The organism is Actinoplanes octamycinicus, assembly GCF_014205225.1.
In the GTDB taxonomy this organism is placed as follows: domain Bacteria; phylum Actinomycetota; class Actinomycetes; order Mycobacteriales; family Micromonosporaceae; genus Actinoplanes; species Actinoplanes octamycinicus.
Genome location: NZ_JACHNB010000001.1, coordinates 5,666,581 through 5,691,809 on the forward strand (window position 1 = coordinate 5,666,581; position 25,229 = coordinate 5,691,809).

Below are 25,229 nucleotides of genomic sequence, written 5' to 3' on the forward strand. Positions count from 1 at the left end.
CGTCAGGCGACGGCCCGGAAGAACGCGTAGCGCCCGATGACCGGCCGCTCCCCGTGACCGTTCTCGGTCACCTCCCGCAGACCCGCCGCCCGCATCGCGTCCCCGATGCGGGCGGGGGTGTGCCCGGCCAGCCGGGGATGCCGGTGGTTGCGTCCGCCGGCGTGCGGCGTCCCGTCCGCGTCCACCAGATGCAGCTCGCCACCCGGCCGTAGCACCCGCAGCACCTCCCGCATGGCCGCGACCTGCGTCTCCGGGTCCAGGTGGTGCAGCATGTACGAGGACAGCACCCGGTCCACACTGTCATCCGGCAGGGGCAGCTGCTCGGCGTACCCGAGCTCGAATCTCATCGCCAGGCCGCGGCGCGCGGCCTTGCGGCGGGCCTTGCGCAGCGCGGCCGGATCCGGGTCGATGCCGGTCAGCGTGGCGCCGGGCACCCGGCGGCCGAGCTGGATCAGCAGGTCGCCGGGCCCGCAGCCGATCTCCAGCACGGTGTGGCCGGGCTGCACGCCGGCCCGGTCCAGCAGCTGCCCGTGCACCCGGGAGACGCCTGCCACGCGGGCGAACGGGTCGTAGAGGAACAGCATCCAGTGGCGGCCCATCGCCGGGATGTACGGCCGGGCGGTTTCGGTCATGACGGCTCCCGCTCTGGTGATCGGACGAAACGTGGTCGTACTCTCAGGTTCGTGCCTGTAGAGAACGGCGGCATCGCCGGATCCGTGGCGGGGATAGGACATTCTTCGGATCCGCCACCGCATGCCCGCCCGACCCGGATGGACCGGCGGACGGCCGGCGGCGTGCCGGTCGCGGTCTTCCGGCGCGCTCCCGGGACGCCGCCGGTGGCCGTCACCCGCCTCCCGGAGCAGCCGCTGATGCCGAGCGCGCTGCCCGGCCCGCAGACCCACACGCACGACTTCCTGGTGCTCTTCTACGCCGCGCGCGCGGACGGCACGATCCTCATCGACGACCGCGAGTGGTCAGTCACGGACGGCGACCTGTTCGTCATCGCGCCGGGCCAGGTGCTGTCCTTCCCGGCCGGAGAGCCGTCACCGGCTGGAGGTCCCGAGCCGGCCGGAGAGATCGTCGAGGACGGCTGGGTGATCTTCTTCCCGGCCGACGTGATCCGGACCGGGGTGTCCGCGTCCTGGCGGGCGCACCCGCTGCTGTTCCCGTTCGCCTGCGGCGCGGACCGTGCCCAGCGGCTGCGGATCCCGGCCGCCGACCGCCCGGCCTGGCTGGCCCGCGTCGCCGCGCTCGACGCCGAGCTGCGGGAGCGCCGCACCGGCTACCCGGAGGCCGCGCTCGCCCACCTGACCTTGTTGCTGGTCGCGGTGGCCCGGCTGGCCGGCGAGCTGAACTCGGCGGAGGAGCCGTTGCTCGCCGCGGTCTTCGAGGTGATCGAGCGGCGGTTCGCCGAGCCGATCTCGCTGGCCGACGTGGCGGCCGAGCTGGCGCTGACCCCGGGGCACCTGACCACGCTGGTGCGCCGCAAGACCGGCCGCACCGTGCAGCAGTGGCTCGGGGAGCGGCGCATGCAGCAGGCCCGCCGGCTGCTGACCGACACTGATCTGACCGTCGCGGCGATCAGCCACCGGGTCGGCTACCCGGACGTCAGCTACTTCATCAGGCGGTTCCGCGCCGATCACGACGTCACGCCGGCGCGGTGGCGTCAGAACGCCTCGCCGGCCACCCCGCTGAACCCGCGCAGCTGATACTTCTCGGCCAGCTCGAAGATCCCCTCCAACCGGCCCAGCATCCGCAGCGGCAGGGTGAGCAGGACGTATTTCGCCCCGTCGTCCGGGTCGTCGATGACGTCCTGCTCGATCGGCTCGAGCACGTCGACCAGGTCGGGCCAGCGCTTCAGCAGCTCGCCGCGGAAGGCGACGACGTCCGGGTGCGGCTGCAGCCCGCTGCTCAGGCCCTCGGCGAGACTGTCGTAGGTGTCCTCCGGAACCGGGACGGCGGTCTTCCAGAACGCGAAGTCACTGCTCACCGCCTCAGCCTCGCACGAGACCCGGCGGTTCGCAGGTCAGGCGGGGACGTCCCGGCGGGACAGCCGGTTCAGGGCCATGCCGATCAGGGCGAACACCACGCCGAGCCCGACCGCGAGGGCGGCCACGCCGAACGCGACGACCGAGGTGAACAGCGACGCCCGCGGGAACGACGCGTCAAACACGGACTCTTGGTTCGGGTCGTCGCGCGGCGATCCGGCGCCCGCTGCCTGCCATGCCGCCACGGTGGCGCCTCGCGGCGGCCGGCATCGTCCACCCGGGATGAAGACCGTCGATGGTCACGCGGTCGCGAGCCGGGCGTCCTGCTCGATCTCCTCCGGGTCGGCCTTGAGGTCCCGGGTGGTGATCTTCTCGGCCTGCACCATCACCTGTTCCACCTTGGCGCCCATGTCGGCGACCGCCACCACGACCAGCCCGGCCTGCCCGGCGTCCAGGTATTCGCCGAGTTCCTTGAGGTCGTGCCGGCTCATCCCGCCGGCCGCGTGCCCGGCCAGGGCGCCGATCAGCGCCCCGCCGCCGGTGCTCGCGGCGAGCAGCCCGCCGCCCAGCCCGGCGATCGGGAACAGCGCCACGACCAGGCCGGTGGCCAGGCCGACGCTGCCGCCCAGCACGCCACCGGCCCGGGTCGGCGTCTCGTGCTTCTTGACGATCTTCGTCTTGCCGTCGTCCCGGCGCTCCAGCACCGCGGCGTCGTAGGCGTCGATCAGCCCCGCGTCCCGATGCAGCGACTTGACCGCGTCGTAGTCGCTGAGCGCGGCCTCCACCGTCGGGTACACACCCACATAGACCAGAAATGTGTCGATAGCCATGCCCGGAACGGTGGCCCAGCCGCCCGTCCCGCACCTCATCCCTGCGGGATGGCCGGCGCCTCGGAGCTCAACCCCCGATTTCGGTACGCCGTGCGCGCTGGAACAGCTGGCGTCCTCAGATCGCCTGCCCGGAGATGAACGGCAGCCAGCCCGCATACCACCCGGAGAGCACGGCGAGTGAGCCCAGCACGATGACCAGGTTCCGGGTCGAGGTGCGGGCCAGCAGGATCGCCGGGATGAGCAGCACCGGGAACGCGGGCATCAGGTGCCGGCCCACCATCGAGATGTGCGTGCTGGTCCCGGTCGCGAGCACCAGCATCGCCGCCGCGAAGACCACCAGCGGCCACGGCGCTCGCGGCACCAGCAGCGCGAACAGCACGATGAACCCGGCCAGGACCAGCACCGACAGCACCCGGATCGGGTGCGCCGCGTTGTCGTCGTCCACCCCGACCAGGATGTCCGACACCATGCCCCAGGTGTTCGCGCCGTTGTCCCAGCGCGCGCCGAACGTGTTGTGGTGGATGTCGACGTACTTGCCGAAGCCACCGAGCCGGTGGGACGCGAAGGCGAAGTAGGCGAGCAGGCCGGCCGGGGCGAGCAGCATCGCGGCGTACGGCCGCCAGCCACCGCGCCGGGAGATCGCGGCGACCAGCGCGGCCAGCCCGACGGTGCCGATCAGCGCCGCCGCGGTCGGCCGGCTCAGCCCGCTCACCGCGGCGAGCGCCCCGGCGAGCAGCCAGCGTTCGGTGAGGACCGCGTAGAGCGCCCAGGCGGCCAGCGCGGTGAAGAGCGATTCGGTGTACGCCCCGTTCTGCGTCATCGCGGCCGGGACCACCGCCCACACGGCGGCCAGCATGATCCCGGCCCGGTGCCCGGCCACGTGCCGGCCGACGGCGTAGAGCCCCCAGGCCGCGGCGATCGCGGCGAGGAACGAGACGATCAGGCACGCGGTGGCCGGCGAGACGAACGGCAAGAAGGTGAGCGGGCGGGCCAGCCACGGGTAGAGCGGGAAGAACGCCAGCCGCAGTTCGTACGGCACCCCGTCGGCGTCGACCGCGCCGACCGGGCCGCCCAGCCCGCCGCCGGCGATCTTCGCGTACCACTGGCCGTCCCAGGAGAGCAGCGCGTCGCGGAAGGAGGTGAAGCTGCGCCACTGGTTGTTGATCGACCCGTCCGGGTAGACCTGCCGGCCCGGCGCCCGCGCGTGCGCGTGGCTGGCCAGCACGTACATGACTTCCAGGCTGAGCATCCGCAGCATCAGGTACAGCCCGATGGCCGGCGCCGCCAGCCGCAGCGCGCTCCTGCCCACCGGCTCCGGCTTCTCGCTCACCGGCGTGCCATCCTCCGCCCCGTCCGCGCGGACCGACACGGCACCGGACATGGCACCACCTCCCGACCCCGCCCTCCGGGAGCGCTCCCAGGGCGCACAGTAAATCGATCCTCGTCGTTGTCGGAGCGTAGCGCATCGGCACCCTCCGTCACGGCCCGACCCACCGCGGGCAACCGTCGGGTGTGGACCGTCCGGCCGCCGCCGTCTCCCGGCTGCCCCCGGACGTGCTGCGCCCGTCGAGCCCGGCCGGGCCATGCCGGCGCACCACCGCGTCCACCTCGACCCGGGCCTGCCTCAGGTCTCTGCGATCCTGCCGGATGTCCACTCCCTGGCGATCCCGGCCCGCCCATGGCACGCCGTGCCCGGCGCGTCGTCACCGGCAGGCGAGGAAGCCATCGGAGCCGCGACCGCTGACCAGGCCGGCGCCCGCGCCCGGGATCCCGCGGAGCGGGGCCGGGAAGTCGTCGGACGCGGCGGCCGGCGGTGTCCCGGCTCCGGCCAGGCGAGATCGTGGGCGCCGGGATGGAGGTGGACCAGGCGGCGGCGCGCCTGGATGACCACGGGCCGCGGTCTAGAAGTCGTCCAGGGTGGGGGACTCGCCGGCGTCGTGCGCGGCCAGCAGCGCCGCGAAGCGGTCCGACGGCATGATCCGCAGGCCCAACTCCTCCGCCTTGACGGCCTTCGAACCGGCGCCGTCGCCGACCACGACCAGGTCGGTGCGCTTGGAGACCGAGCCGGACGACTTGCCGCCCAGGCGCTCGACGGCCTCGTTGCCCTCGTTGCGGGTCAGGCCGGGGACCGAGCCGGTGACCACGACGGTCATCGGGGTGCCGTCCTCCTTCCGCAGCGGGAGGCGCTCGCCCTCGGTGGGCGCCTCCGCGAGAGTGCGCGAAGCGTAGGGCGTCACGCCCGGCTCGACCATGGTGATGCCGCGCTCGGTGAGCTTGGCGATCACCGGGGCCAGGTCGGCCAGCTCGGCGGCGATCGTCGCGGCGCGCTCCGGGCCGACCGCCTCGACCTCCTGCAGCTGCTCGACGGTGGCCGCGCAGAGCTCCGCCATCGTGCCGAAGTGCCGGGCCAGGCGGCGGGACATGGAGCGGCCGGTCATCCGGACGCCGAGACCGGTCAGCACCCGGGACAGCGGCTGCGCCTTGGACGCCTGAATGTTCGCGATCAGCTTGGCGGCCGAGGTGCGGCCGAGCCGCTCCAACTGGGAGACCGCCTCGACGTCCAGGTCGTAGAGGTCGGCCGGGTCGGTGACCAGGCCGGCCGCGACCAGCGCGCGGATCACCTTGTCGCCGAGGCCCTCGATGTCCATCGAGTCGCGGGCCGCGAAATAGGCCAGCGACTCGGTGGCGCCGCAGGCCCGGCCCTGCACGCACCGCCAGCGTTTCTGCGAGCGGTCGATCTCGCCGCCGCAGCGCGGGCAGACCTCCGGCGCCTGGAACGGCTCGGCGTCCGCCGGGCGCTCGTCCAGCTTGGCCCCGGTGATCTCCGGGATCACCTCGCCGGCCCGCCGGACGAAGACCGTGTCCCCGACCCGAACGTCGCGGCGGACCAGGTCGCCGAAGTTGTGCAGGGTGGCCGAGGTGACCACCACGCCGCCGACCTGCACCGGCTCGATCACCGCGACCGGGGTGATCAGGCCGGTCCGGCCGACCTGCACCTCGATGCCGACCAGCCGGCTGGTCCGGGTGTCGGCCGGGAACTTGTAGGCGATCGCCCAGCGCGGCGCCCGGCTGGACGAGCCGGCCGCCTCCCGGTCGGCGGAGGAGTCCGCCTTGATCACTACGCCGTCGATGTCGAAGCCGAGCTTGTCGCGCAGGGCGCCGAGCGCGGCGATCGCCGCGACCAGCTCGTCGACCGTCGTGCAGAGCGCCATGCCGGCCGCCGAACCGCCGGTGGTGGCCACGCCGAGCCGCTCGATCGCGGCCATCGCGTCGCTGTGCGTGAGCGCCTCACCGGTCGGCAGGTCGTGCACCGCGTAGGCCAGGAAGGAGAGCGGGGCCAGATAGGCCCGGTCCTGGGCGCGGAGCGTGCCGGCGGCGGCGTTGCGCGGGTTGGCGAACGGCTGACCGCCGTGCGCGGTGCGCAACTCGTTGGCCCGGGCGAAGTCCTCGTCGGTCATGAACACCTCGCCGCGGACCTCGACCGTCACCGGCTCGGTGAGCCGGGCGGGCAGGCCGGCCACCGACCGGGCCTGCGCGGTGACGTCCTCGCCGGCCCGGCCGTCGCCGCGGGTGGCCACCTGGACCAGCTCGCCGTCCACATATCGCGCGGCGATCGCCATGCCGTCGATCTTGGGCTCGACCGTGTAACCGGCGGCCGGGCGGCCGATCACCTTGTCCAGCCGGGCCGCCCAGGCGCGCAGCTCCTCCTCGTCGAACACGTTCGCCAGGCTCAGCATCGGGGTGCTGTGCTCGACGTCGCCGACCACGCCGCCGCCGGCCGCGACCACCCGGGCCGGCGAGTCGGCCACCACCCAGCCGGGCTGCGCCTCCTCGGTCGCGGTGACCCGGGCCAGCAGCGCGTCGTAGGTCGCGTCGTCCATGGCGAGGTCGGCACCCTCGTAGTACGCCGCGGCGGCCGCCCGGATCCGCTCGACCGCCGCGCGATAGTCGTCGGCGGTGTCGAACGGCGCGGCGTGTGCCGCGTCGACGACGGGGGCGATGTCCGGCTCGGTAGGCATCTCGTACTCGTTTCGTTCGGTCCCCTGTGAGAATGACCTTGATTCAACAGGAGGGGTATGACAATAAAGGTGCTCGTCGTCGACGACGAGGAAGTGGTGCGGTCCGGGCTGCGGATGATCCTGGGGGCGGCGCCCGACCTCGAGGTGGTCGCGGCGACCGGTGGGGGTGACGCCGTGGCGGCGGTCCGCGAGCACCACCCCGACGTCGTGCTGCTCGACATCCGGATGCCTGACGTGGACGGCCTCACCGTGCTGGCGCAGCTGCGCGGTCTGCCCGAGCCGCCGGCGGTCGCGATGCTGACCACGTTCGACGCCGACGAGTACGTGATGACCGCCCTGCGCGACGGCGCCGCCGGTTTCCTGCTCAAGGACACCGACCCGGAGGACATGGCGAACCTGGTCCGCACCCTGGCCTCCGGCGGCGTGGTGATGTCGCCGACCGCCTACCGGACCATGTGGCGCACCCTGGACAGCGAGCGGTGAGCCGCCGGCGGAAGCTGATCCAGGCGGCGCTGGTCGCGGTGGCCGCCTTCGACGTGTGGTTCGGGCTCGGCCAGGACAAGGCGCTGGACATCGCCATCGGCGTGGTGGCCTGTCTCGCGGTGCTCCTGCGGCACCGGTTCCCGGTGGTCGCGTTCCTGCTCACGGTGCCCGCGGTGCTGACCCAGGCGGCCCTGGTCGCGCCGTTCGCCACGCTCTACAGCTATGCGGCGCAGTCCCGGAACCGGCGGCCGCTGATCGCCTGCGCGGTGGTCGCGGCGCTGGCCGCGGCGGTGCCGTCGCCGCTGGCCGAGGACCCGGTCTGGGACAGCGGGAACCTGGTCACCTTCGGATACGCGCTGGGCACCGCGGTGCTGCCGATCCTGCTCGGCCAGCTCGTGCAGACCCGGTACGACCTGCGGCAACGCATCGTGGAGATCGAGCAGGCGAAGGAGAAGGAACGGGTCCGGCACGCCGAGGCGGTGCTCGCCCGGGAGCGCGCGCAACTGGCCCGGGAGATGCACGACGTGGTGTCGCACCAGGTCAGCCTGATCGCGGTGCAGGCCGGCGCGCTGCAGGTGGTGTCCGCCGACCCGGCGGTCAAGGAGGCGGCCCGCAGCATCCGGCGGCTCAGCTCCGGGACGCTCGACGAGCTGCGCACCATGGTGTCGCTGCTGCGCGCGTCGGGGGAGGGGCACACCCCGCTCACCCCGCAGCCCACGCTCGCCGACCTGCCCGCGCTGATCGAGGCCAGCGGGATCACGGTGGAGTTCGACGGCGACGTCGACGCCGAGGTGGGGACACCCGCGCAACGGGCGCTCTACCGGACCGTGCAGGAGGCGCTGACGAACGTCCGCAAACATGCCCCCGACGCCAGCGCGCGGGTCGAACTGTGGCGCGACGAGGCGTACGTCGGCGTCTCGGTGACCAACAGTGCGCCGTCCCGGCCGGCGCTCCCGCTGCCCGGCAGCCACCTGGGCCTGATCGGTCTGCGCGAACGCGCGGAACTGCTGCACGGGACGGTCGAGTCGGGTCCCACCGAGGAGGGCGGTTTCCGGGTCCGGATGCGTCTGCCGCTAGCCGGCGACGTGGTCCAGCAGCCGTAGCGCGCGGTGCACGTGCCCTTCGGTCTCGGCCAGCGCCCGCCCGGCGATCTCCGCGGTGGTGCCGGCGATCAGCGTGACCACCGCGATCTTGGCGTCGCCCCCGGCCTCCAGCAGCGCCTCCCGGCAGCGGTCGGTGGCCGCGCCGGTCGCCTCGGCGAGGATCCGCAGCTGCCGGTCGCGCAGCTTGGCGTTGCTGGCCAGCATGTCGGTCATCAGGTTCGAGTAGGTCCGGCCGAGTCGCACCATGGTCGCCGTGGAGAAGGCGTTGAGCACGAGTTTCTGCGCGGTGCCGGCCTTCATCCGGGTGGATCCGGTGAGCACTTCCGGTCCGGTGTCCGGCGCCACGTGCACGTCGACGGCCGGTGCGATCGGGGACGCCGGGTTCGCCGAGATCAGGACGGTCCGCGCGCCGCGCGACCGCGCTTCGCCGAGAGCGGCTTTGACGTACGGCGTCCGCCCGCTCGCCGTGACCCCGACCACCAGATCGCCGGCCACCACGTCACCGGCCGCCGCCGCGCCCGCCGCCTCGTCGTCCTCGGCGGCCTCGGCCGGCCGGGTCAGCGCCCGCGTGCCGCCCGCGAGGTGCGCGACCACCCGCCCCGGCTCCAGCCCGAAGGTCGGGATCAGCTCGGCCGCGTCCAGCACCGCGATCCGCCCCGAGGTGCCCGCCCCGAAGTAGTGCACCCGGTGCCCGGCGGCGAGCGCGGCCACCGCGAGGTCGACCGCGGCGGCCAGCTCGGGCAGCACGCCGGCGACCGCGATCGGCACCTGCCGGTCCTCGGCGTTGATCAGGTGGAGCAGTTCCAGGGTGGGCATCCGGTCGATCGCGGCGCTGCGCGGGTTGCGCTGCTCGGTTCGCGACAGCGGCACCTCGTCCACCGGCCTCACCCGCGACCACCACGGTCGTCCGCGGCTGCGCCGCCGCGCCGGCGCTCGGTGTCGATCCGTCTGCCCCGGACCGCCGCGTAGGTGGCGTCCAGCGCGGTCCGGGTCTGCTGGTAGGTCCGTTGTGCCACGCCGACGAAGACGCAGTCGATCACGGTCAGCTGGGCCAGCCGGCTGGCCATCGCGCCGGACCGGAACGTGGTCTCCCGGGCCGCGGTGGTCAGCACCAGGTCGGCGACCCGGGTGATCGGCGACTTCGGGAAGTTGGTCAGCGCGACCAGCCTGGCGCCGTGCCGGCCCGCCTCGGCGAACGCGTCGATGGTGTCGCTGGTCGTGCCGGTGTGCGAGATGCCGAACGCCACGTCCCGCTCGTCCAGCAGCGCGGCGCTGGTCAGGGCCAGGTGGGTGTCGCTCCAGGCGAACGCGATCCGGCCGATCCGGTGCAGTTTCTGCTGGAAGTCCAAGGCCACGAAGGCGCTCGCGCCGACCCCGTAGATGTCCACCCGGCGCGCCCCGGCGACCAGGTCGACGACCTGCGCCAGGACCGCGACGTCGATCTGCGAGGCGGTCTCCTCGACCGCCCGGGCGTCGGCGAAGGCGATCTTCTTGACCACCTGGGTGAGGTCGTCGGTCTCGCTGATGTCGCTGCCCACCGCCGCGTCGGCGGCGGTCCGCCCGGCCTGCCCGGCGCCGGCCTCGGCGGCCAGGGTGAGCCGCAGCTCGGAGTAGCCGGCGAAGCCCATCGCCCGGCAGAACCGGATCACCGTGGTCTCGCTGGAGCCGGCCCGCTCGGCCAGGTCGGTGATGGTGAGCCGGGACGCGGTGGCCGCCTCGTCGATGATCACCTGGGCCACCCGCTGCTCGGCCGGGGAGAGCGACGGCAGCAGGCCGCGCGCGCGAACCACCGTCTCGGCCGTCGGTGGGGAGGGTGGCAGGCGGCGCGTTCGGCCAGTCATGGAGAAAATCTTCCTTTGCTCGGCTCTGATGGTCAATATTCTTCACCTATGAGCGCGATGGTGATCGGAGTCGATGCGGGCGCCACGACCACGCGGTGTGTGGTCGCCACCCTCGACGGCGTCGTGGCCGGCCGGGGTAGGGCCGGGGGCGCGAACGCCAACAGCAGCGGCGGGGAGATCAGCGCGACCCTCGGGATGGCGCTGGCCGCGGCGCTGGACACGGTTGATCGTACGGCGGTGCGTTTCGGCGTTCTCGGGGCGGCCGGGTCGGCCGGCGCCGGCCGGGAGAGGTTCCGGGCGGCGGCCCGGCAGGCGTGGCGCGAGGCCGGGCTGGGCGGGGAGATGGCCACGGTGACCGATCTGGAGGTGGCCTTCGCGGCCGGGACCGCCCAACCGGACGGGGTGTTGCTGCTGGCCGGGACCGGGGCGCTGGCGGCGCGGTTCCGCGACGGTGTCCTGGAGCGCCGGTGCGACGGATATGGCTGGTTGCTCGGCGATGAGGGGTCGGCGGTGTGGATCGGGGTGCGGGCGCTGCGGGCCGCCCTCGCCGCGCTGGATGGTCGCGGCGAGCCGACCACGTTGGTGACCACGATGAGGGCCTATTTCAACATCGAGGCGGCCACCGGCGAGGAGGTGGCCCAGGCGTTGCTCCACCAGGCCTTCGCCGTGCCGCCCGCCGAGTTGGGCCGGCTCGCGCCCCTGGTCAGCGAGGCGGCGCACGACCCGGTAGCCGCGAGGATCTGCGCCCGAGCCGCCGGCAAGCTGCTGCACACCTACGACAGCGTCGGTCCGGGGGAGGGCGTCACGGTCATCGCCGGTTCGGTGCTGCTGAATCCGGGCCCGGTGAGCCGGGCGGTGCGCGCCGGACTGCTGGCACGCACCGCCACCCCGCCCCGGCCGGCGCTCGACGGCGCCGCCGGGGCTGCCGCGCTGGCCGTCGGGCGGCTCACCGGCACCCCCGTGCCCCCGGTGGTGCACGCCCGGCTGACCGGTTCCACTCATGACCCGAGCCGGGAGTAGAGCAGATACGGCCGGCGTTGCCGGTCGAACGCGGCCAGTTCACCGGCCCAGGCCCCGACCACCTCGTCGGCCGCCGCGCCCGCGTCGATCATCGTGCGCAGCCGTGCCGACCCGGTGAGCAGGTCGATCCAATGGCGGGCGCCGTCCAGCCGCCAGCTGAACGCCGCCTCCTTGCGCGCCTCCACCAGCATCCCGACCGCGGTCCGGATCGGGTCGAAGGCGGCCTGGTCGGTCACCTTCACCTCGACGCCGGCGCACAGCTGGCCGGTGAACTTGTTGAACGTCGGCGTGAAGTAGGCCTCCCGGAACGCCACGCCGGGCAGGTTCAGCGCGGCCACCCGGTCACCCCAGCGGTAGTCGAAGCCCGGCCCGCCGATCAGCTCGAACGGCCGGGTGGTGCCGCGCCCCTCGGAGAGCGACGACACCCCCTCGAACATGCCGGTCCCCGGGTAGACCACCGCGGTGTCCGGAGTGGGCATGTTCGGGCTGGGCAGCACCCAGGGCAGGTCGGTGTCGCCGGCCCGGAGCCGCCCGGACCAGCCGGTGCAGGCGATCACCTCGAGCTTGACCGGGGTGGTCAGGAACTCGCCGTTGTAGAACCGGGCCAGCTCGCCGACGGTCATCCCGTGCTGCTGCGTGATCTTGAGGCGGCCCACCCCGGAGGTGTAGCCGTCGGTCATCATCGGGCCGTAGGCGCGCCCGCCGATCGGGTTGGGCCGGTCCAGCACCACGTAACGCAGGCCGAGCTGGGCGGCCGCGGCCATCGAGTCGTACAGCGTGTAGATGTAGGTGTAGAAGCGGGCGCCGACGTCCTGGATGTCGAAGACCACCGTGCGCACGCCGGCCGCGGTGAACATCTGCACCCATGTGGCCTGCGACGCCAGGTAGGCGTCGTAGACGGTCAGCCCGGTGCGGGCGTCGGTGCCGGTGCCCTCGCTGCCGCCGGCCTGCGCCGAGCCGCGGAAGCCGTGCTCCGGGCCGAAGACGCCGCCGATCGTGACGCCGTCGGCGTGCATCCGGTCGACCAGGTGCCGGTACTCGCGGTCGACGCCGGTCGGGTTGGAGATCACGCCGATCCGCTCACCCTTGACGGCGGCCCAGCCGGCCGCGGCGAGCCGGTCCAGCCCGGTCTTCACCGGGAGCCGGGGGAGCAGGCCGGGCTTGGCGGAGACCGGTCCCGGGGCGATGAACGCGCCGGCCAGTCCCGCGGCGAGCAGTCCACGACGCCTCATCCGACGCTCCAGGTGAGGCCATGTCCGTACGGATAGATGCCGGGAATCTCGACCGGCAGCTTGCCGCGCGGAGCGGACGCGCCGGTGATGACCTTGGCGAGGGACCGCATGGACACCGCGGTGGAGCTGTAGGTGGCCAGGTAGGTCGGCGCCGTCGGGAACCGGGCGAGGTCGTAGGGGTTGCGGACGGCCACCACGACGATCGGCCGGCCGGTCGCGAGCAGGGCGTCGACCAGCGTCTGCTGGGCCGAGCCGGCGCTGACGTTGCTGGTCAGCACCACGGTCAGGTCGTGGGTCTGTGCGGCGGCCACGGCGGCGTCCTTGGTCGGGGCGACCAGCGGCGTGGCGTTCAGCGCGGTGGCCAGCGAAGTCACCGCGCTCGCCCCGGTGACCAGGATCGACTTGCCGGTGGCGGCGTAGGGGAGCAGCCCGGCGTCGTTGCGGATCGCGGTCACGGTCCGGTCGGTGACGGACTGAGCGACCTTCACATGCTCCGCCGAGCCGACCGTCCGCTCGGCGGCGGAGGGGTCCAGCGGGGTCCAGGTGAGCAGGCCGCGCTTCTGCTTCAGGGCGAGGATCCGGCGTACCGACTGATCGATCCGCTTCTCGGTCAGCTCGCCGGAGGCGACCGCGTCGAGCACCGCGTGGTAGGCCACGTCGAAGTCCGGCGGCATCAGCAGCATGTCGACGCCGGCCTTGAGGGCGAGCACCGGCACCCGGGCGTCGCCGTACTTCTCCCGCACGCCGGCCATCTCCAGCGAGTCGGTGACGATCACCCCGCGGTAGCCGAGCTCCTCGCGCAGCAGCCCGGTGATGATCGGCCGGGACAGCGTGGCCGGGTCCCCGGACGCATCGAGCGCCGGCACCACGATGTGCGCGCTCATGATCGCGTCCACCCCGGCGGCGATCGCGGCCTTGAACGGCGGCGCGTCGATCCGGTCCCACTCCTCGCGGGTGTGCGTGATCACCGGCAGTCCGGTGTGGCTGTCGGTGGCCGTGTCGCCGTGCCCGGGGAAGTGCTTCGCCGCGGCCGACGTGCCGGCGCCGAGCTGGAAGCCGAGCACCTGGCTCGCGGTCATCGCCGCCACCAGGCCCGGGTCGCTGCCGAACGAGCGGACCCCGATCACCGGGTTGGCCGGGTTCACGTTGACGTCGGCGTCCGGCGCCCACGCCTGGTTGATCCCGACGGCGCGCAGCTCCCGGCCGGTGACCTGCCCGGTGCGGTACGCGTCCACCGGGTTGCGCCCGGCGCCGAGCGCCATCCCGCCCGGGAACGGGGTGGCCGGAGCCGGCATCCGCGAGACCACGCCGTGCTCCTGGTCGGTGGCGATGGTGAGGGGCACGCCCTCGGCGGCGGCCTGTAATCCGTTGCTGAGCGTAGTGACCTGCCGGATGTTCTGCAGGCTGTTCGTCCAGGCGAAGTAGATGATCCCCCCGAGGTGGTACTTCCTGACCACTTCGGCGGGTGTGTCGACGCCGTACAGCCGACGGTTGTCAGCGGACGTGGTGTTCGCGTCGTTTCCGTAGACGTAGGTGGTGAAGAGCTGACCGACCTTCTGTGGCAGCGTCATCCGGGACATGATGGCATCGATGGGCGACGATGCGTTGACCGGCGTGGCCGGGATCGTCACGCAGAGAGCCGCGAGGGCGAGGAGAGCGACGGGACGCGTTCGCATGGTGCCCGAAGGTAGCCGGGTCACCGGTGCATGGCAATAACCTTCGCTCCCCTTGCAAGTAGCGAAGGAAACATTCATCCTCTACGGATCGATGTATGGAGAGCCGTTGATGATCAAGGTAGCGCTCAGCATGGTGGCCGGTCTCGTCATCGGCCTGCCCACGGTCACTCCGGCGGACATCCACTTCCGGCACGACGTGCTGCGCCCCGGCACCGCGCGGCAGGCCGGTCTGATTCCCGACACGATCGCGGAGCTGCCCGCCATCGCCGCCGCCTACCTGGCGCCGACCCCCGACCATCCCGGCCACCCCGCCTACGCCGGCGCCACCGTGCTCGCCGCGCACCACGGCATCGTGGTGTCCCGGTTCGCGGTCGGCGACGCGGTCCGCTACACCGCGGACGCGAGCGGGATCGCCGAGCTGCCGCCCGAACAGCGCGTCCCGGCCCGCACCGACACGCTGTGGGACCTGGCCTCGATCTCCAAGCTGTTCACCACCATCGTGGTGCTCCAGCAGGCCGAGGCCGGCCGGGTGGACCTGGACGCGCCGGTGGCCACCTACGTCCCGGAGTTCGCGGCCGGTGGCAAGGCGGCGGTGACCGTGCGGCACCTGCTCACCCACACCTCCGGGCTGCCCGCCTTCCTGCCGTTCTACTCCCGCTACCCGACCCCGGAGACCCGGCTGGCCGCCGCGCTCAGCACCCCGGTCACCGCCGGCAGCTCGCCCGGCAAGCAGTACGTCTACTCCGACATCGGGCTGATCGCGCTCGGCGCGCTGATCGAGCGGGTCACCGGCACGGGCCTGGCCGACGCGGTGCACGACGGGGTCACCGGGCCGCTGCGGATGCGCGACACCGGGTACCGCCCGGGGCCGGAGCTGCGCGACCGGACCGCCGCCACGGAGTACCAGCCCGCGGTGCACCGCGGGATCGTCCGCGGCGAGGTGCACGACGAGAACGCCTGGTCGCTGGGCGGCGTCGCCGGCCACGCCGGGATCTTCTCCACCGCCGACGACCTGGCCGTCCTCTGCCAGACGCTGCTCGACGGCGGCACGTACCGCGGCACCCGGATCCTGTCCACGCCGATGGTCCGCCAGGCGCTGGTCAACTACAACGCGGAGCTGCTGCCGCAGTACCCGGACAGCGCCCGCGGGCTCGGCTTCGAGCTGGCCAAGCACTGGTACATGGACGGGATGACCTCGCCGGTCAGCTTCGGGCACACCGGCTTCACCGGCACCTCGATCGTGATCGACCCGCTCGACCAGTCGTTCCTGATCCTGCTCAGCAACCGGGTCCACCCGGACCGCGCCTGGGGCAGCAACAACGTGGCCCGCCGCGCCCTGGCCAGGGCCTTCGCCGCCGCCCATCCGATCCGGCCGCTGCCCGGCGGCCACCCGTGGCGCACCGAGACCCGCGACGGCGCCGACCTGACCCTGACCGCGCCGCTGCGGCGCGCGGCGGGCGAGCAGGCGCGAGGTTCCTTCCTCTTCTGGTACGACACCGAACCCGGCTACGACACCGTCAGCCTGGAGTCCTCACCCGACGGCGCGACCTGGACCCCGGTACCGATCGCCCTGCCCGGCGTCGAGCCGCAGGCCCGGCTCTCCGGTTTCGGCGGCCGCCACTGGTGGCCGATCACGATCACCGTGCCGGCCGGGTCCACCCGGCTGCGCTTCACCTACCACACCGACGCCGGCTCGCAGGGCCGCGGCGTCCTGGTTGACCGTCTCCGGGTCGTCGAGCCCGGAGCGATTCTCGTCGACGGCCGCACCACGTTCGCCGCCGACGGCTGGCACCTCTGACGGGGAGTGGAGAGAGATGACATACGGGATCAGCCGCCGCGGCCTGTTGCACGGCGCGGCGGGCGTCGCCGCGGTGAGCGCGCTCGGCGGGTGCGCGATGGGTGGCGACGACGGCAACGACACCGGCGGCGGCAGCAAGGGCGAGGTCAGCGCGGCCAACCCGCTCGGCGTCAAGGAGGACGCGCCACTCGAAGTGGTGATCTTCAACGGCGGTTTCGGCGAGGAGTACGCCAAGGCCCACGAGGCGATGTACCGGGAGCGCTACCCGAAGGCGGAGATCAAGCACTCGGCCACCCAGCAGATCGCCGAGACGCTGCAGCCCCGGTTCGTCGCCGGTGACCCGCCGGACGTGGTGGACAACTCCGGCGGCAGCCAGATCGACTTCAACGGGCTGGTCTCCCAGGGCGCGCTGACCGACCTGGGCGAGCTGCTCGACGCGCCCAGCCTGGACGATCCGTCGAAGAAGGTCCGGGACACCCTGCTGCCGGGGATCGTCGACGTCGGGTCGTACGACGGGAAGTTCCTGACCTTGAACTACGCCTACTCGGCGTACGGGATCTGGTATTCGCAGAAGCTCTTCGAGGCCAAGGGCTGGGCGTATCCGAAGACCTGGGCCGAGATGATCGCCCTGTGCAAGAAGATCAAGGCGGCCGGGATCGCGCCGTGGGCCTACACCGGCGTGCACGCCCGCTACATGAGCTGGCCGATCCTCACCGCGGCCGGCAAGCTCGGCGGCCTCGACGTGCTCAAGGCGATCGACAACCTGGAGCCCAACGCCTGGAGGAACGACTCGGTGAAGGCCGCCGCCGAGGCCTACTACCAGCTCGCCGTCGACGGTTTCCTGCAACCGGGCGCCGAGGGGATGGACCACATCCAGGCGCAGACCGAGTGGGCCCGCGGGCACGCCGCGTTCGTCTCCTGCGGATCGTGGCTGGAGAACGAGATGAAGGCGGTCACCCCGCCGGACTTCCGGATGGCGGTCGCGCCCACGCCCAGCCTGACCACCGGCGACAAGATGCCCTACGGCGCGTTCCGCGGCACCGGGAGTGAACCGTTCATCGTCCCGGCCAAAGGCAAGAATGTCCGGGGTGGCATGGAATACCTTCGCGTCATGCTCTCCAAGAAGGCCGCCGCCGACTTCACCGGCAAGGTCAGCAGCCTCACCGCGGTCACCGGCGCGGCGCAGGGGCTCACCCTCGGTCCCGGCCTCACCTCGGTGACCAAGCTGATCGAGGACTCCCAGGGCTCGGCGTTCACCTGGCTCTACTCCACGTACTACCGCAAGCTGGAGCGGGAGCGGGTCAACGCGGCCACCCTGGAGCTGCTCACCAAGCGGATCAACGCCGCGCAGTGGTGCGACAAGGTGCAGAAGGCCGCCGACGAGTTCGCCGCCGATCCCGCGGTCAAGAAGTACAAGCGGGCCTGACGTGCGAGGCAAGCGGCTGTTCATCGCCGTCTTCCTGCTCCCGCCGCTGCTGCTCTACGGCATCTTCGTGGTCTCGCCGTACGCGCAGGCGTTCCCGATCGCCGGGACGAACTGGAGCGGGCTGTCCCCGACGTATGACTTCGTCGGGCTGGACAACTTCGCGCGGCTGCTGGACGACGGATACTTCTGGACCGCGCTGCGGCACAACGGGCTGCTGCTCGTGCTGCTGCCGGTGGCGACGATCGTGCTCGGGCTCTTCTTCGCCTCGATGATCAGTGTGGGCGGCCGCGCCGACCGGGTGGGCGTGCACGGCGTCCGCGGAGCCGGGTTCTATCGGGTCGTCTACTTCTTCCCGCAGGTGCTGTCGGTGGCCATCATCGGCGTGCTCTGGAAGCAGATGTACGCCCCGAACACCGGCCTGATCAACGGTTTCCTCCGCGGCGCCGGGCTGGACGGCCTGGCGGTCGCCTGGCTCGGCGACCCCCGGTTCGCGTTCTGGTGCGTGCTGGCCGTGCTGGTCTGGATGAACGTCGGCTTCTACGTCGTGCTGTTCGGCGCGGCCATGCAGTCGATCCCGCGCGATCTCTACGAGGCGGCCCTGCTGGACGGCGCGAACCGGCTCACCACCCTGGTCCGGATCACCGTGCCGCTGGTCTGGGACACCATCCAGGTGGCCTGGGTCTACCTGGCGATCATCGCGATCGACGGGTTCGCCATCGTGCAGATCGTCACCGACGGCGGGCCCAGCTCGTCCTCGGACGTGGTCGGGTTGCGGCTCTACAAGACCGCGTTCGCGGACGGGCAGTTCGGGTACGCGTCGGCGATCGGCGTGGCGATGTTCTTCCTGACCTTGACGGTGGCCGTGATGTTCCTGCGGGTGACCCGGCGCGAGAGGGTGGAGTTGTGACGGCCGTGCTGACCCCGGCGCCGGTGGAGACAGCGGCGGAAGCGCCGCCGGCCCCGAGCCGGACGTTCCCGCTCATCTCTCACTTTTTCCTGGTCTGCTGGGCGCTGCTGACCACGCTCCCGCTCCTCTGGGCGGTGCTCAGCTCGTTCAAGAGCGACAACGAGATCCTCACCAGCCCGTGGGGCCTGCCGTCCGAGCTGCGCTGGGCGAACTGGGCGCGCGCCTGGAACGAGGCGCACATCGGCCGGTACTTCCTGAACAGCGCCGTCGTGGTCACCGGTGCGCTGGTGCTCACCATGCTGTTCGGCGCGATGGCCGCCTACGTGCTGGCCCGCTACCGGTTCCGGGGCAGCCGGATCGTCTACTTCGCCTTCGTCGGCGGCATGATGTTCCCGGTCTTCCTGGCCCTGGTCCCGCTCTTCTTCGTGGTCCGCGACCTGGGCCTGCTCGGCACCCTGCCCGGCCTCACCCTGGTCTACGCGGCCTACTCGCTGCCGTTCACGGTCTTCTTCCTGACCGCTTTCTTCCGCACCCTGCCCACCTCGGTCGCCGAAGCCGCGATGGTCGACGGCTGCGGCCACTTCGGCCTGTTCTTCCGGGTGATGCTGCCGATGGCCCGCCCCGGCCTGGTCAGCGTCGGCATCTTCAACTTCCTCTTCCAGTGGAACCAGTACATCCTCCCGCTGGTCCTGATGCAGGGCTCCGGCGCGGAACAGAAGTGGGTGCTCGCCCAGGGCCTGGCCGCCCTCGCCGTCAACGAGGGCTACCAGGGCGACTTCAGCGGCCTGTTCGCCGGCATGACCATCGCCATGCTCCCGGTCCTCATCGCCTACTTGCTCTTCCACCGCCAGTTCCAGTCCGGCCTGGCCGCCGGCCAGCTCCGCTGACCGCCGCCGGATCTACTCCCTCACGGTCAGACCGGTTTCCGGTGCCGGGTCTGCTCTCTCACGGTCAGACCGGTTTCCGGTGCCGGGTCTGCTCCCTCCCGGTCAGACCGGTTTCCGGTACGCCCGCAGCGCCCGTCCGTGCGTACCCCGCGCGAGGCGATCCCGGCTCACGGCCTTGCCGCGCCCCCCGACCTCGGCTGGTTCTCATGGGTGTCTCACGGCCCGTGAGACACCCATGAGAACCAGCCGGCACCCGGGGGCGCGCTGCGGTCCGGACCCCGGAGCGACCTGGCGTCGGCGTGCCACGGCGGGGCGGCGGCCGTACCGAAGCGGATTTGATCATCTCGGGCGGGCGTGATGGGATCGGCAGCCCTGACACCGCGATCCGGGAGCCGACGATCTTCTTCTTCGAGGGCGAGCGCGCCGGGCTGAGCAAGCCCCGGACCCCGCTGGCCGGTTTCTGGTCACTGTCGGTCGGCGCCGGCCTGCTCACCTATCTCACGATGGTCCTGCAGCCGGCCACCACCGTGCGGGGTTGCTCGAACTACGGCGGCAACGGCAACGGCACCCCGTTCTCCGACGGCATCTGGGACCTGGTCTACCTGCTCCTCCTGCTCCTGTGGAGCACGGCGGTGATCGTCGAGCAGCTCCTCCCGGTCACCTGGAACGGCCGCAGAGCCGGCCCGATCCTCGCCCGCGCCCTCCTCGCCGTCACGGCGGTCGTCGTCGCCTCCTGCAGCGTGGAGCTGAAGCTGCTCGTCCTCTGCCACTGACCACCCCGAGTGCCAAGTGCCGGTAGTGGCGCGGCTTGCGGTTCGCCGGCTGGGTGTCAGGGGTGTCTCGGGACGGCTGAGACACCCCTGACACCCAGCCGGGCCGCACGACACGCGCTGCGGCCCGGAGTGGGCCGCAGCCTGGCGAGCCGACTGCCACGGGGCGCCCAGTCGTACCGGAGAAGGATCCGGAAGAGACCGGGCGGCGTCGCGGCAGCGGGGATGGTTTCAGGCGGTTGCGGGGGAAGCGGGCGTCGGCTGCGGGGTGAAGGCGTCGGCGAAGGTGTGGGCGAACTCGGCTATGCCCCGGGCGGGACGGCCGAGGAGGGTCGGTACGTCGGTGGTGACCCGGTCGAAGCCGCCCTCGCGGAGGACGCCGAAGACGCCGGCCAGCTGGGTGGTGAGCCAATCCGGCAGGGCGGCGGCGGCGAAGCGGGGGCGGGCCTGCTCCTCGGTCAGGTCGAGTGAGGTGATCCGGCGGCCGGTGGCTGCGGTGAGCGCGGCGGCCACCTCGGCGAACGTGATCGCTTTCGGACCGGTCAGCTCGTAGATGTGGCCGGCGTGCGGGTCAGCCAGCAGGGTCACCGCGGCGACCGCCGCGACGTCCCGGATGTCGATCATCGCGGCGCGGCGGCCGGCGGTCGGGGCGGCCAATGTGCCGGTCTGGGCCACGCCGGCGGCGACCATCAGCAGGTTGGTCATGAAGAACGCCGGGCGCAGCACCACCGCCGGCACGCCGCATCGGTGCAGGTGTTCCTCGATCTCGCCGTGCCAGCGATAGGCGGGCAGCGGCGACGCGGGATCGGCGTGCAGGGCGGAGAGTTTCACGATCCGCTCCACGCCGGCCGCGGCGGCTGCGTCGATCACCGCGGTCTCGTGGGCGACCTTGCGCGGGCCGTCGGCGGCGCACAGGTAGACCCGGGTGACGCCGTCGAGGGCGCGCCGCAGGGACGCCGGATCGTCGAAGTCGCCGTGGGCCAGTTCGGCGTCGCCGAGCCGGGCGGCGGCCGCGGTCGGATCGCGGACCAGGGCCCGGACCGGGGCGGAGCGGGTCCGCAGCTCGCGGACCAGGTGGGCGCCGACGTTGCCGGTGGCGCCGGTGATCAGGACGCGGTTCATCGGAGATCCTTTCGAGTGGTGGCGGGCGGGATGTGGTGGCCCAGGTGGAAGACGTCGTCCGGGTCCCAGGTCCGCTTGAGCTCGGTCAGCCGGGCGTAGTTGCTGGGGGTGAACGCCGCCCGGGTCCGGGCCGGGTCGGTGAGCAGGCTGAGCAGCGGCCCACCGGTGGCGTGCGGGCGCAGCCGGGCGGAGAGCCGGTCCAGGGCCGCGTCGACCGGGCCGCGGTCGGGGGAGAGGTAGGCCGCGACGCCCTGCACCGAGAACGGCACGCCGCGGTGCCCGGCCGGCCCGGCGTCCGGTCCCGGGTCGGCCATCGCGCCACCCCAGTGCCGCACGTCGACGAAGGCCAGCGGCGAGTCGGCGGACCCGGCCTCGACGACCGCGTGCAGCACGTCGTCCGGCAGGCCGGGCAGCATCTCGATCTCCTGCCGGTTGGGCATCGGCGGTGCGTCCGGCCCGTTCGTGGCCTGGCTCGCGGCCGGGAAGTCGCGCACCGCGAACGCGTCCACCAGCGGCGGCCCGGCCGCGGCCAGCAGTGGGGCGAGCGTCCGGCGGCCGTCGTCGCCGTGGTGGAACGCGCGGATGGCCAGCACCCGCCGGCCCGCAGCCGGCTCGCGGAGCAGCAGGACGGCGGTGTTCATCGCCTCCGGCTCGCCCGGCGCCCAGTCCCGGTAGGCCGCGAGCGTGTCGAAGGCCCGCTCGATCGGGTAGAACGACATCCCGCACCAGACCCGGGCCACCGGATAGAGCCGGAACTCCAGCGCGGTGACCAGCCCGAAGTTCCCGCCGCCGCCGCGCAGCGCCCAGAACAGGCCGGGATGCTCGTCCGCGGACACGGTCCGGGCGACCCCGTCCGCGGTGACGATGTCGGCGCGCAGCACGCTGTCCGCCGCGAATCCGAAGGTCCGGGACAGCCAGGACTGGCCGCCGCCGAGGGTGTACCCGGTGACGCCGACCGTGCCGCAGCGGCCGGCCAGCCCGGCCAGGCCGTAGCGGGCGGCGGCCCGGTTCACGTCGGCCCACCGCGCGCCCGGCCCGACCCGGGCGGTCCGACGTTCCGGGTCGATCGTCACCTGGTCGAGGGCGGTCGTCTTGAGCAACAGCGCGCCGTCGGCCGGGGCGATCAGGCCGTGCCCGGTGGCCTGGACGGCGAGCGGCAGGCCGCGTTCCCGGGCGGCGAGCAGCGCGAGACGCACGTCGGCGCCGGTCGCGGCGGCGACGATCAGGGCGGGCCGCGAGTCGACGGTCCGGTTCCAGCCGAGGCGGTGCTCGTCGTAGCCGGGCTCGCCGGGACGGAACACGGCGCCGGTCAGCACAGTGTCGTGGATGGTCATGCGGCGAAGCTAGGCGCGCCCCGGCCGGGCCCGGATGTGGTCCGGATGTGGCTACGCTGAGTCGCGTGATGGTGCGGGTGCTCGGCACGGCGGGCGTGCACGCCCCTGATGTCGCCGCGCCGCGCCTGGAGCGCAAGGCGCGGGAACTGCTCACCGTGCTGGCCCTGCGGGCCCCGGCCGCGGCCGGGCTGGACGAGCTGGCCGGGCTGCTGTGGGACGATCCGCCGCCGTCGGCGGTCAAGACGGTCCGCGCGCACCTGTCCCGGATCCGGGCCGCGCTGCGTGCCGCCGACCCGGAGGCCGGCGTGGACCGGGTCGGGCGGGACGGCTACCGGCTCGCCGTGCCGGCCGGGCGCACCGACGTCGGCCTGGTCGCCGCCGCCCGAGCGCGGGCCCGCCGGCTGCTCGCTGACGGCCGGCCGGACGAGGCCGCCGCCGTGCTGGGTGAGGCGCGTGAGCTGTGGTGCGGCGAGCCGGAGCTGCCGGACACCACCGCGGCAGCCGCTCTGCGCCAGGGCTGGCACCGGGAGCGGCGGCTGCTGGTGCAGGAGCATCTGGGCTGCCTGGCGGCCGGCGCCGACCCCGGCGCGGCGCTCGGCGAGCTGGAGCAGCTGACCGCCGCCGACCCGCTCGACGAGCCGCTGTGGGTGCACTACGTCCGGGCCCTGCACCGGGCCGGCCGGCAGACCGAGGCGTTGCGGGCCGTCGCCACGGCCCGCGCCGCGCTGGTCGAGATGGGCCTCGACCCGTCGGCCGCGTTGCGCGACGCGCAGGCCGAGGTGCTGCGCGCCCCGGCGCCGCCCGCGGCCGCCGTGCCGGTCCGGTACGCCGGCTCCACCGCCTACACCCGGTTCTCCACGACCGGCCGGGACCTGCTCGTGCTGAACCCGGCCATGCTCACCATCGACGGCCTGCTCGACGAGCCGCACGCGCGCGGTGGGCTGGCCACCCTGGCCGGGCACGCCGCCGTGGTGTGCCTGGACCGATCCGGGATCGGCCTGTCCGACCCGCTCGACCCGGCCCGGTCACCGCTGGACCAGTGGGTCGACGACGTGCAGCGGGTGCTGGACGCCCTGGGGATCGGCCGGGCCGACCTGTTCGCCAACTTCGACACCGGCTTGATCGCGCTGGAGTTCGCGGCCCGGCACCCGGAGCGGGTCCGGTCGCTGGTGCTGGCCCAGTGCTATCCGCGCTACACCCGGGCCGCCGACTACCCGTACGGCCTGGACAGCGGCACCACCGCGACGCTGATCCGTGACACGGTGACGCCGGCTGACCCGGATCACGGGGTGGACTCGGTCGCCCAGGCCGCGCCCAGCGTCGCCGCCGACCCCGCCTTCCGCGAGTGGTGGAACCGGATCGGCCGCCGCGCCGCCGGCCCGTCGGTCGCCACCGCGATCCGCACCGTCGCCACCGGCACCGACCTGCGCCACCGCCTGCCCGAGGTGACCGCCCCGACCCTGGTCCTGCACCGCCGCAACTGCCTCAACGTCGACGTCGGCCACGCCTACCACCTGGCCGAGCACCTGCCGCAGGCCCGCCTGCGCACCACGGCCGGCACCGACGCCCTGTGGTTCACCGACTCACCGGAGCTGGTCGACCACGCGGTCGCCTTCCTCACCGCCGACTCCCGGTGACGGGTCCGTCCCGGTTCCGCGTCAGACCGGTTTCCGGTACGCCGGTCCCGTCCGCTGCCCTTCGCGCGGCGGTCAGGGCGGGTGCCGCGGGCCGTACTCATAGCCGGTTCGAACAGCCCCACAGATCAACTTCCATCGCTTAAGATCACCGCCTTGGCGTTGTCCACTCTGGAATGTCGCGGCCACGGGGGCTGCGTGACGACGGGGGCGGGTATGGATGCTGATCGGGAGCGACCTGAGGTGCGGCTGCTCGGCCCGGTCGAACTCGTCCACCCCGACGGCGTCCGGGTCGAGCTGCAACTGCAGTGCCGCAAAGTGCTCGCGCTGCTGGTCACGGCGACTGGCCGGCCGGTGCCGACCGGGCAGCTGGTGCGCTGGATCTGGGGCGACGACGGCACGCCGTCGCACGCGCCGCAGATGGTGCGTTCGCACATCCGGATGCTGCGCGGCGCGCTGCGCGACGGCGCCGGGCGGATCCTGACCACCGGCTCGGCCGGCTACCGGATCGCGCCGGACGGGTGCGCCGTCGACGCCTACCGGTTCCGGGCGCTGCTCGGCCAGGCCGGACAGTCGCTGTCCCGGGACGTGCCCGCCGCCCTCCGGCTGGCCCGGGCCGCGCTCGGTCTCTGGCGGGGCACCGAGGCGATGCCGGACGTGGCCGGCGTGCGGCATCTCCGGGCCGAGGCGGCCTATCTGGAGGAGCAGCGCTGCCAGGCGGAGGAGATGGTGGTGCTGGGCGGCCTGATCTCCGGCCGCGCCGAGCACGTGCTGCCCCGGGCCCGCAAGCTGGCCGAGCTGTATCCGAAGCGGGAACGGTTCTGGCTGCAGCTCATGGTCGCCGAGGCACTCAGCGGACGGCTCGTCGAGGCCACCACGGTCACCTTCTGGCGGGCCCGCCGCAACCTGGTCGAGGAGACCGGCCTGCACGCGGCCGGCCTGGACACCCTGCAGCGGGAACTGCTCAACGGCACCTGCGCGGCGGATCGGCTGCTGGACCTGGTCACCCGGCGTCATCGCGACATCGCCTGACGTGACTTACGCCGGAATGACCTTGCAAACTACGCCGCAGCCGCAGGCTTCTCAGCATCGGAGCCGGTCGGCTCCGCCAGGGATAGGAGGCGAATTGTCACCGAGCAGTTCGACACTGCGCTGGTCT

General features: G+C 73.0%; 23 protein-coding genes. 11 read left to right on the plus strand and 12 right to left on the minus strand.

Annotated elements, in window-relative coordinates; all coding sequences use genetic code 11:
* Nucleotides 1-2 precede the first annotated feature (2 nt).
* A complete protein-coding gene (locus BJY16_RS24815) occupies nt 3-632 on the minus strand; it encodes a class I SAM-dependent methyltransferase (RefSeq protein ID WP_185041973.1) in 630 nt (209 codons plus the stop codon).
* 162 nt (nt 633-794) lie between these two features.
* On the opposite strand from BJY16_RS24815, the gene BJY16_RS24820 reads away from it, so the two are divergent.
* Nucleotides 795-1,709, plus strand: a complete 915-nt coding sequence (locus tag BJY16_RS24820; RefSeq protein ID WP_373873428.1) for an AraC family transcriptional regulator — start codon at nt 795-797, stop codon at nt 1,707-1,709.
* Here the strand turns inward: BJY16_RS24820 and BJY16_RS24825 are convergent.
* From BJY16_RS24825 to ligA, 5 genes are all read right to left on the minus strand, one after another.
* On the minus strand, nt 1,667-1,990 hold the full coding sequence (locus BJY16_RS24825; protein WP_185041974.1) for a hypothetical protein: 324 nt from the start codon (nt 1,988-1,990) through the stop codon (nt 1,667-1,669). The two genes, BJY16_RS24820 and BJY16_RS24825, sit on opposite strands and share 43 nt — an antisense overlap.
* A gap of 36 nt (nt 1,991-2,026) precedes the next feature.
* A complete protein-coding gene (locus BJY16_RS24830; RefSeq protein WP_185041975.1) occupies nt 2,027-2,173 on the minus strand; it encodes a hypothetical protein in 147 nt (48 codons plus the stop codon).
* A gap of 114 nt (nt 2,174-2,287) precedes the next feature.
* Complete coding sequence (locus BJY16_RS24835; RefSeq protein ID WP_185041976.1) at nt 2,288-2,818, minus strand: DUF1269 domain-containing protein; 531 nt, start codon at nt 2,816-2,818, stop codon at nt 2,288-2,290.
* A 115-nt stretch (nt 2,819-2,933) separates the two neighbouring features.
* Nucleotides 2,934-4,199: a glycosyltransferase family 39 protein gene (locus BJY16_RS24840; RefSeq protein WP_185041977.1), complete on the minus strand. Its 1,266-nt coding sequence runs from the start codon at nt 4,197-4,199 to the stop codon at nt 2,934-2,936.
* Between the two features lie 520 nt (nt 4,200-4,719).
* Nucleotides 4,720-6,837 (minus strand): NAD-dependent DNA ligase LigA, encoded by a 2,118-nt coding sequence (ligA, locus tag BJY16_RS24845; protein ID WP_185041978.1) that lies wholly within the window; start codon nt 6,835-6,837, stop codon nt 4,720-4,722.
* Nucleotides 6,838-6,894: 57 nt separating this feature from the next.
* Between ligA and BJY16_RS24850 the strand changes: the two genes are divergently transcribed.
* Entirely contained in the window at nt 6,895-7,320 is a 426-nt protein-coding gene (locus BJY16_RS24850) for a response regulator (RefSeq protein WP_185041979.1), read from the plus strand.
* Nucleotides 7,317-8,423, plus strand: a complete 1,107-nt coding sequence (locus tag BJY16_RS48540) for a sensor histidine kinase (protein ID WP_185041980.1) — start codon at nt 7,317-7,319, stop codon at nt 8,421-8,423. Before BJY16_RS24850 ends, BJY16_RS48540 begins: the two co-directional genes overlap by 4 nt.
* Here BJY16_RS48540 and murQ read toward each other — a convergent pair.
* Nucleotides 8,394-9,302, minus strand: coding sequence for an N-acetylmuramic acid 6-phosphate etherase (gene murQ, locus BJY16_RS24860; RefSeq protein ID WP_307835712.1), 909 nt, complete (start codon nt 9,300-9,302; stop codon nt 8,394-8,396). The genes BJY16_RS48540 and murQ overlap by 30 nt on opposite strands.
* 5 nt (nt 9,303-9,307) lie before the next feature.
* Nucleotides 9,308-10,264: a MurR/RpiR family transcriptional regulator gene (locus BJY16_RS24865; RefSeq protein WP_185041982.1), complete on the minus strand. Its 957-nt coding sequence runs from the start codon at nt 10,262-10,264 to the stop codon at nt 9,308-9,310.
* Nucleotides 10,265-10,312: 48 nt separating this feature from the next.
* On the opposite strand from BJY16_RS24865, the gene BJY16_RS24870 reads away from it, so the two are divergent.
* Complete coding sequence (locus tag BJY16_RS24870; protein ID WP_203758917.1) at nt 10,313-11,284, plus strand: N-acetylglucosamine kinase; 972 nt, start codon at nt 10,313-10,315, stop codon at nt 11,282-11,284.
* Here the strand turns inward: BJY16_RS24870 and BJY16_RS24875 are convergent.
* Complete coding sequence (locus tag BJY16_RS24875; protein WP_185041983.1) at nt 11,263-12,516, minus strand: exo-beta-N-acetylmuramidase NamZ family protein; 1,254 nt, start codon at nt 12,514-12,516, stop codon at nt 11,263-11,265. The genes BJY16_RS24870 and BJY16_RS24875 overlap by 22 nt on opposite strands.
* Complete coding sequence (locus BJY16_RS24880) at nt 12,513-14,192, minus strand: glycoside hydrolase family 3 protein (protein WP_185041984.1); 1,680 nt, start codon at nt 14,190-14,192, stop codon at nt 12,513-12,515. Before BJY16_RS24880 ends, BJY16_RS24875 begins: the two co-directional genes overlap by 4 nt.
* 109 nt (nt 14,193-14,301) lie before the next feature.
* On the opposite strand from BJY16_RS24880, the gene BJY16_RS24885 reads away from it, so the two are divergent.
* The 5 genes from BJY16_RS24885 to BJY16_RS24905 all read left to right on the plus strand — a co-directional run bounded on the left by BJY16_RS24885 (nt 14,302) and on the right by BJY16_RS24905 (nt 19,983).
* Entirely contained in the window at nt 14,302-15,990 is a 1,689-nt protein-coding gene (locus tag BJY16_RS24885; RefSeq protein WP_185041985.1) for a serine hydrolase domain-containing protein, read from the plus strand.
* Between the two features lie 16 nt (nt 15,991-16,006).
* Nucleotides 16,007-17,416: an N-acetylglucosamine/diacetylchitobiose ABC transporter substrate-binding protein gene (gene ngcE, locus BJY16_RS24890; RefSeq protein ID WP_185041986.1), complete on the plus strand. Its 1,410-nt coding sequence runs from the start codon at nt 16,007-16,009 to the stop codon at nt 17,414-17,416.
* A 1-nt stretch (nt 17,417) separates the two neighbouring features.
* A complete protein-coding gene (locus BJY16_RS24895; RefSeq protein WP_185041987.1) occupies nt 17,418-18,323 on the plus strand; it encodes a carbohydrate ABC transporter permease in 906 nt (301 codons plus the stop codon).
* Nucleotides 18,320-19,210 (plus strand): carbohydrate ABC transporter permease, encoded by an 891-nt coding sequence (locus BJY16_RS24900; RefSeq protein WP_373873427.1) that lies wholly within the window; start codon nt 18,320-18,322, stop codon nt 19,208-19,210. The genes BJY16_RS24895 and BJY16_RS24900 overlap by 4 nt, the downstream gene beginning before the upstream one ends.
* 335 nt (nt 19,211-19,545) lie before the next feature.
* Nucleotides 19,546-19,983, plus strand: coding sequence for a hypothetical protein (locus tag BJY16_RS24905; RefSeq protein ID WP_185041988.1), 438 nt, complete (start codon nt 19,546-19,548; stop codon nt 19,981-19,983).
* Between the two features lie 228 nt (nt 19,984-20,211).
* Here BJY16_RS24905 and BJY16_RS24910 read toward each other — a convergent pair whose 3' ends face one another.
* Together BJY16_RS24910 and BJY16_RS24915 are read right to left on the minus strand one after the other, a co-directional pair.
* A complete protein-coding gene (locus BJY16_RS24910; protein WP_185041989.1) occupies nt 20,212-21,102 on the minus strand; it encodes an NmrA family NAD(P)-binding protein in 891 nt (296 codons plus the stop codon).
* Nucleotides 21,099-22,436 carry an FAD-binding oxidoreductase gene (locus BJY16_RS24915; protein WP_185041990.1) on the minus strand — a complete coding sequence of 446 codons (1,338 nt, stop codon included), beginning with the start codon at nt 22,434-22,436 and terminating at the stop codon, nt 21,099-21,101. The genes BJY16_RS24910 and BJY16_RS24915 overlap by 4 nt, the downstream gene beginning before the upstream one ends.
* Nucleotides 22,437-22,504: 68 nt before the next feature.
* Here BJY16_RS24915 and BJY16_RS24920 point away from each other — a divergent pair, with 68 nt between their 5' ends.
* Both BJY16_RS24920 and BJY16_RS24925 read left to right on the plus strand, forming a co-directional pair.
* Complete coding sequence (locus BJY16_RS24920) at nt 22,505-24,073, plus strand: bifunctional AfsR/SARP family transcriptional regulator/alpha/beta hydrolase (protein WP_239177042.1); 1,569 nt, start codon at nt 22,505-22,507, stop codon at nt 24,071-24,073.
* 213 nt (nt 24,074-24,286) lie between these two features.
* Entirely contained in the window at nt 24,287-25,102 is an 816-nt protein-coding gene (locus BJY16_RS24925) for an AfsR/SARP family transcriptional regulator (RefSeq protein WP_185041992.1), read from the plus strand.
* Nucleotides 25,103-25,229: the final 127 nt, after the last annotated feature.

What these genes read in the sequence shown, in the direction of transcription:
- BJY16_RS24815 (WP_185041973.1), bottom strand. Translation starts at nt 632, where the DNA reads ATGACCGAAACCGCCCGGCCGTACATCCCGGCGATGGGCCGCCACTGG.
- BJY16_RS24835 (WP_185041976.1), bottom strand. Translation starts at nt 2,818, where the DNA reads ATGGCTATCGACACATTTCTGGTCTATGTGGGTGTGTACCCGACGGTG.
- BJY16_RS24840 (WP_185041977.1), bottom strand. Translation starts at nt 4,199, where the DNA reads ATGTCCGGTGCCGTGTCGGTCCGCGCGGACGGGGCGGAGGATGGCACG.
- ligA (WP_185041978.1), bottom strand. Translation starts at nt 6,837, where the DNA reads ATGCCTACCGAGCCGGACATCGCCCCCGTCGTCGACGCGGCACACGCC.
- BJY16_RS24850 (WP_185041979.1), top strand. Translation starts at nt 6,895, where the DNA reads ATGACAATAAAGGTGCTCGTCGTCGACGACGAGGAAGTGGTGCGGTCC.
- BJY16_RS24865 (WP_185041982.1), bottom strand. Translation starts at nt 10,264, where the DNA reads ATGACTGGCCGAACGCGCCGCCTGCCACCCTCCCCACCGACGGCCGAG.
- BJY16_RS24870 (WP_203758917.1), top strand. Translation starts at nt 10,313, where the DNA reads ATGAGCGCGATGGTGATCGGAGTCGATGCGGGCGCCACGACCACGCGG.
- BJY16_RS24875 (WP_185041983.1), bottom strand. Translation starts at nt 12,516, where the DNA reads ATGAGGCGTCGTGGACTGCTCGCCGCGGGACTGGCCGGCGCGTTCATC.
- BJY16_RS24880 (WP_185041984.1), bottom strand. Translation starts at nt 14,192, where the DNA reads ATGCGAACGCGTCCCGTCGCTCTCCTCGCCCTCGCGGCTCTCTGCGTG.
- BJY16_RS24885 (WP_185041985.1), top strand. Translation starts at nt 14,302, where the DNA reads ATGATCAAGGTAGCGCTCAGCATGGTGGCCGGTCTCGTCATCGGCCTG.
- ngcE (WP_185041986.1), top strand. Translation starts at nt 16,007, where the DNA reads ATGACATACGGGATCAGCCGCCGCGGCCTGTTGCACGGCGCGGCGGGC.
- BJY16_RS24910 (WP_185041989.1), bottom strand. Translation starts at nt 21,102, where the DNA reads ATGAACCGCGTCCTGATCACCGGCGCCACCGGCAACGTCGGCGCCCAC.
- BJY16_RS24915 (WP_185041990.1), bottom strand. Translation starts at nt 22,436, where the DNA reads ATGACCATCCACGACACTGTGCTGACCGGCGCCGTGTTCCGTCCCGGC.
- BJY16_RS24920 (WP_239177042.1), top strand. Translation starts at nt 22,505, where the DNA reads ATGGTGCGGGTGCTCGGCACGGCGGGCGTGCACGCCCCTGATGTCGCC.
- BJY16_RS24925 (WP_185041992.1), top strand. Translation starts at nt 24,287, where the DNA reads ATGGATGCTGATCGGGAGCGACCTGAGGTGCGGCTGCTCGGCCCGGTC.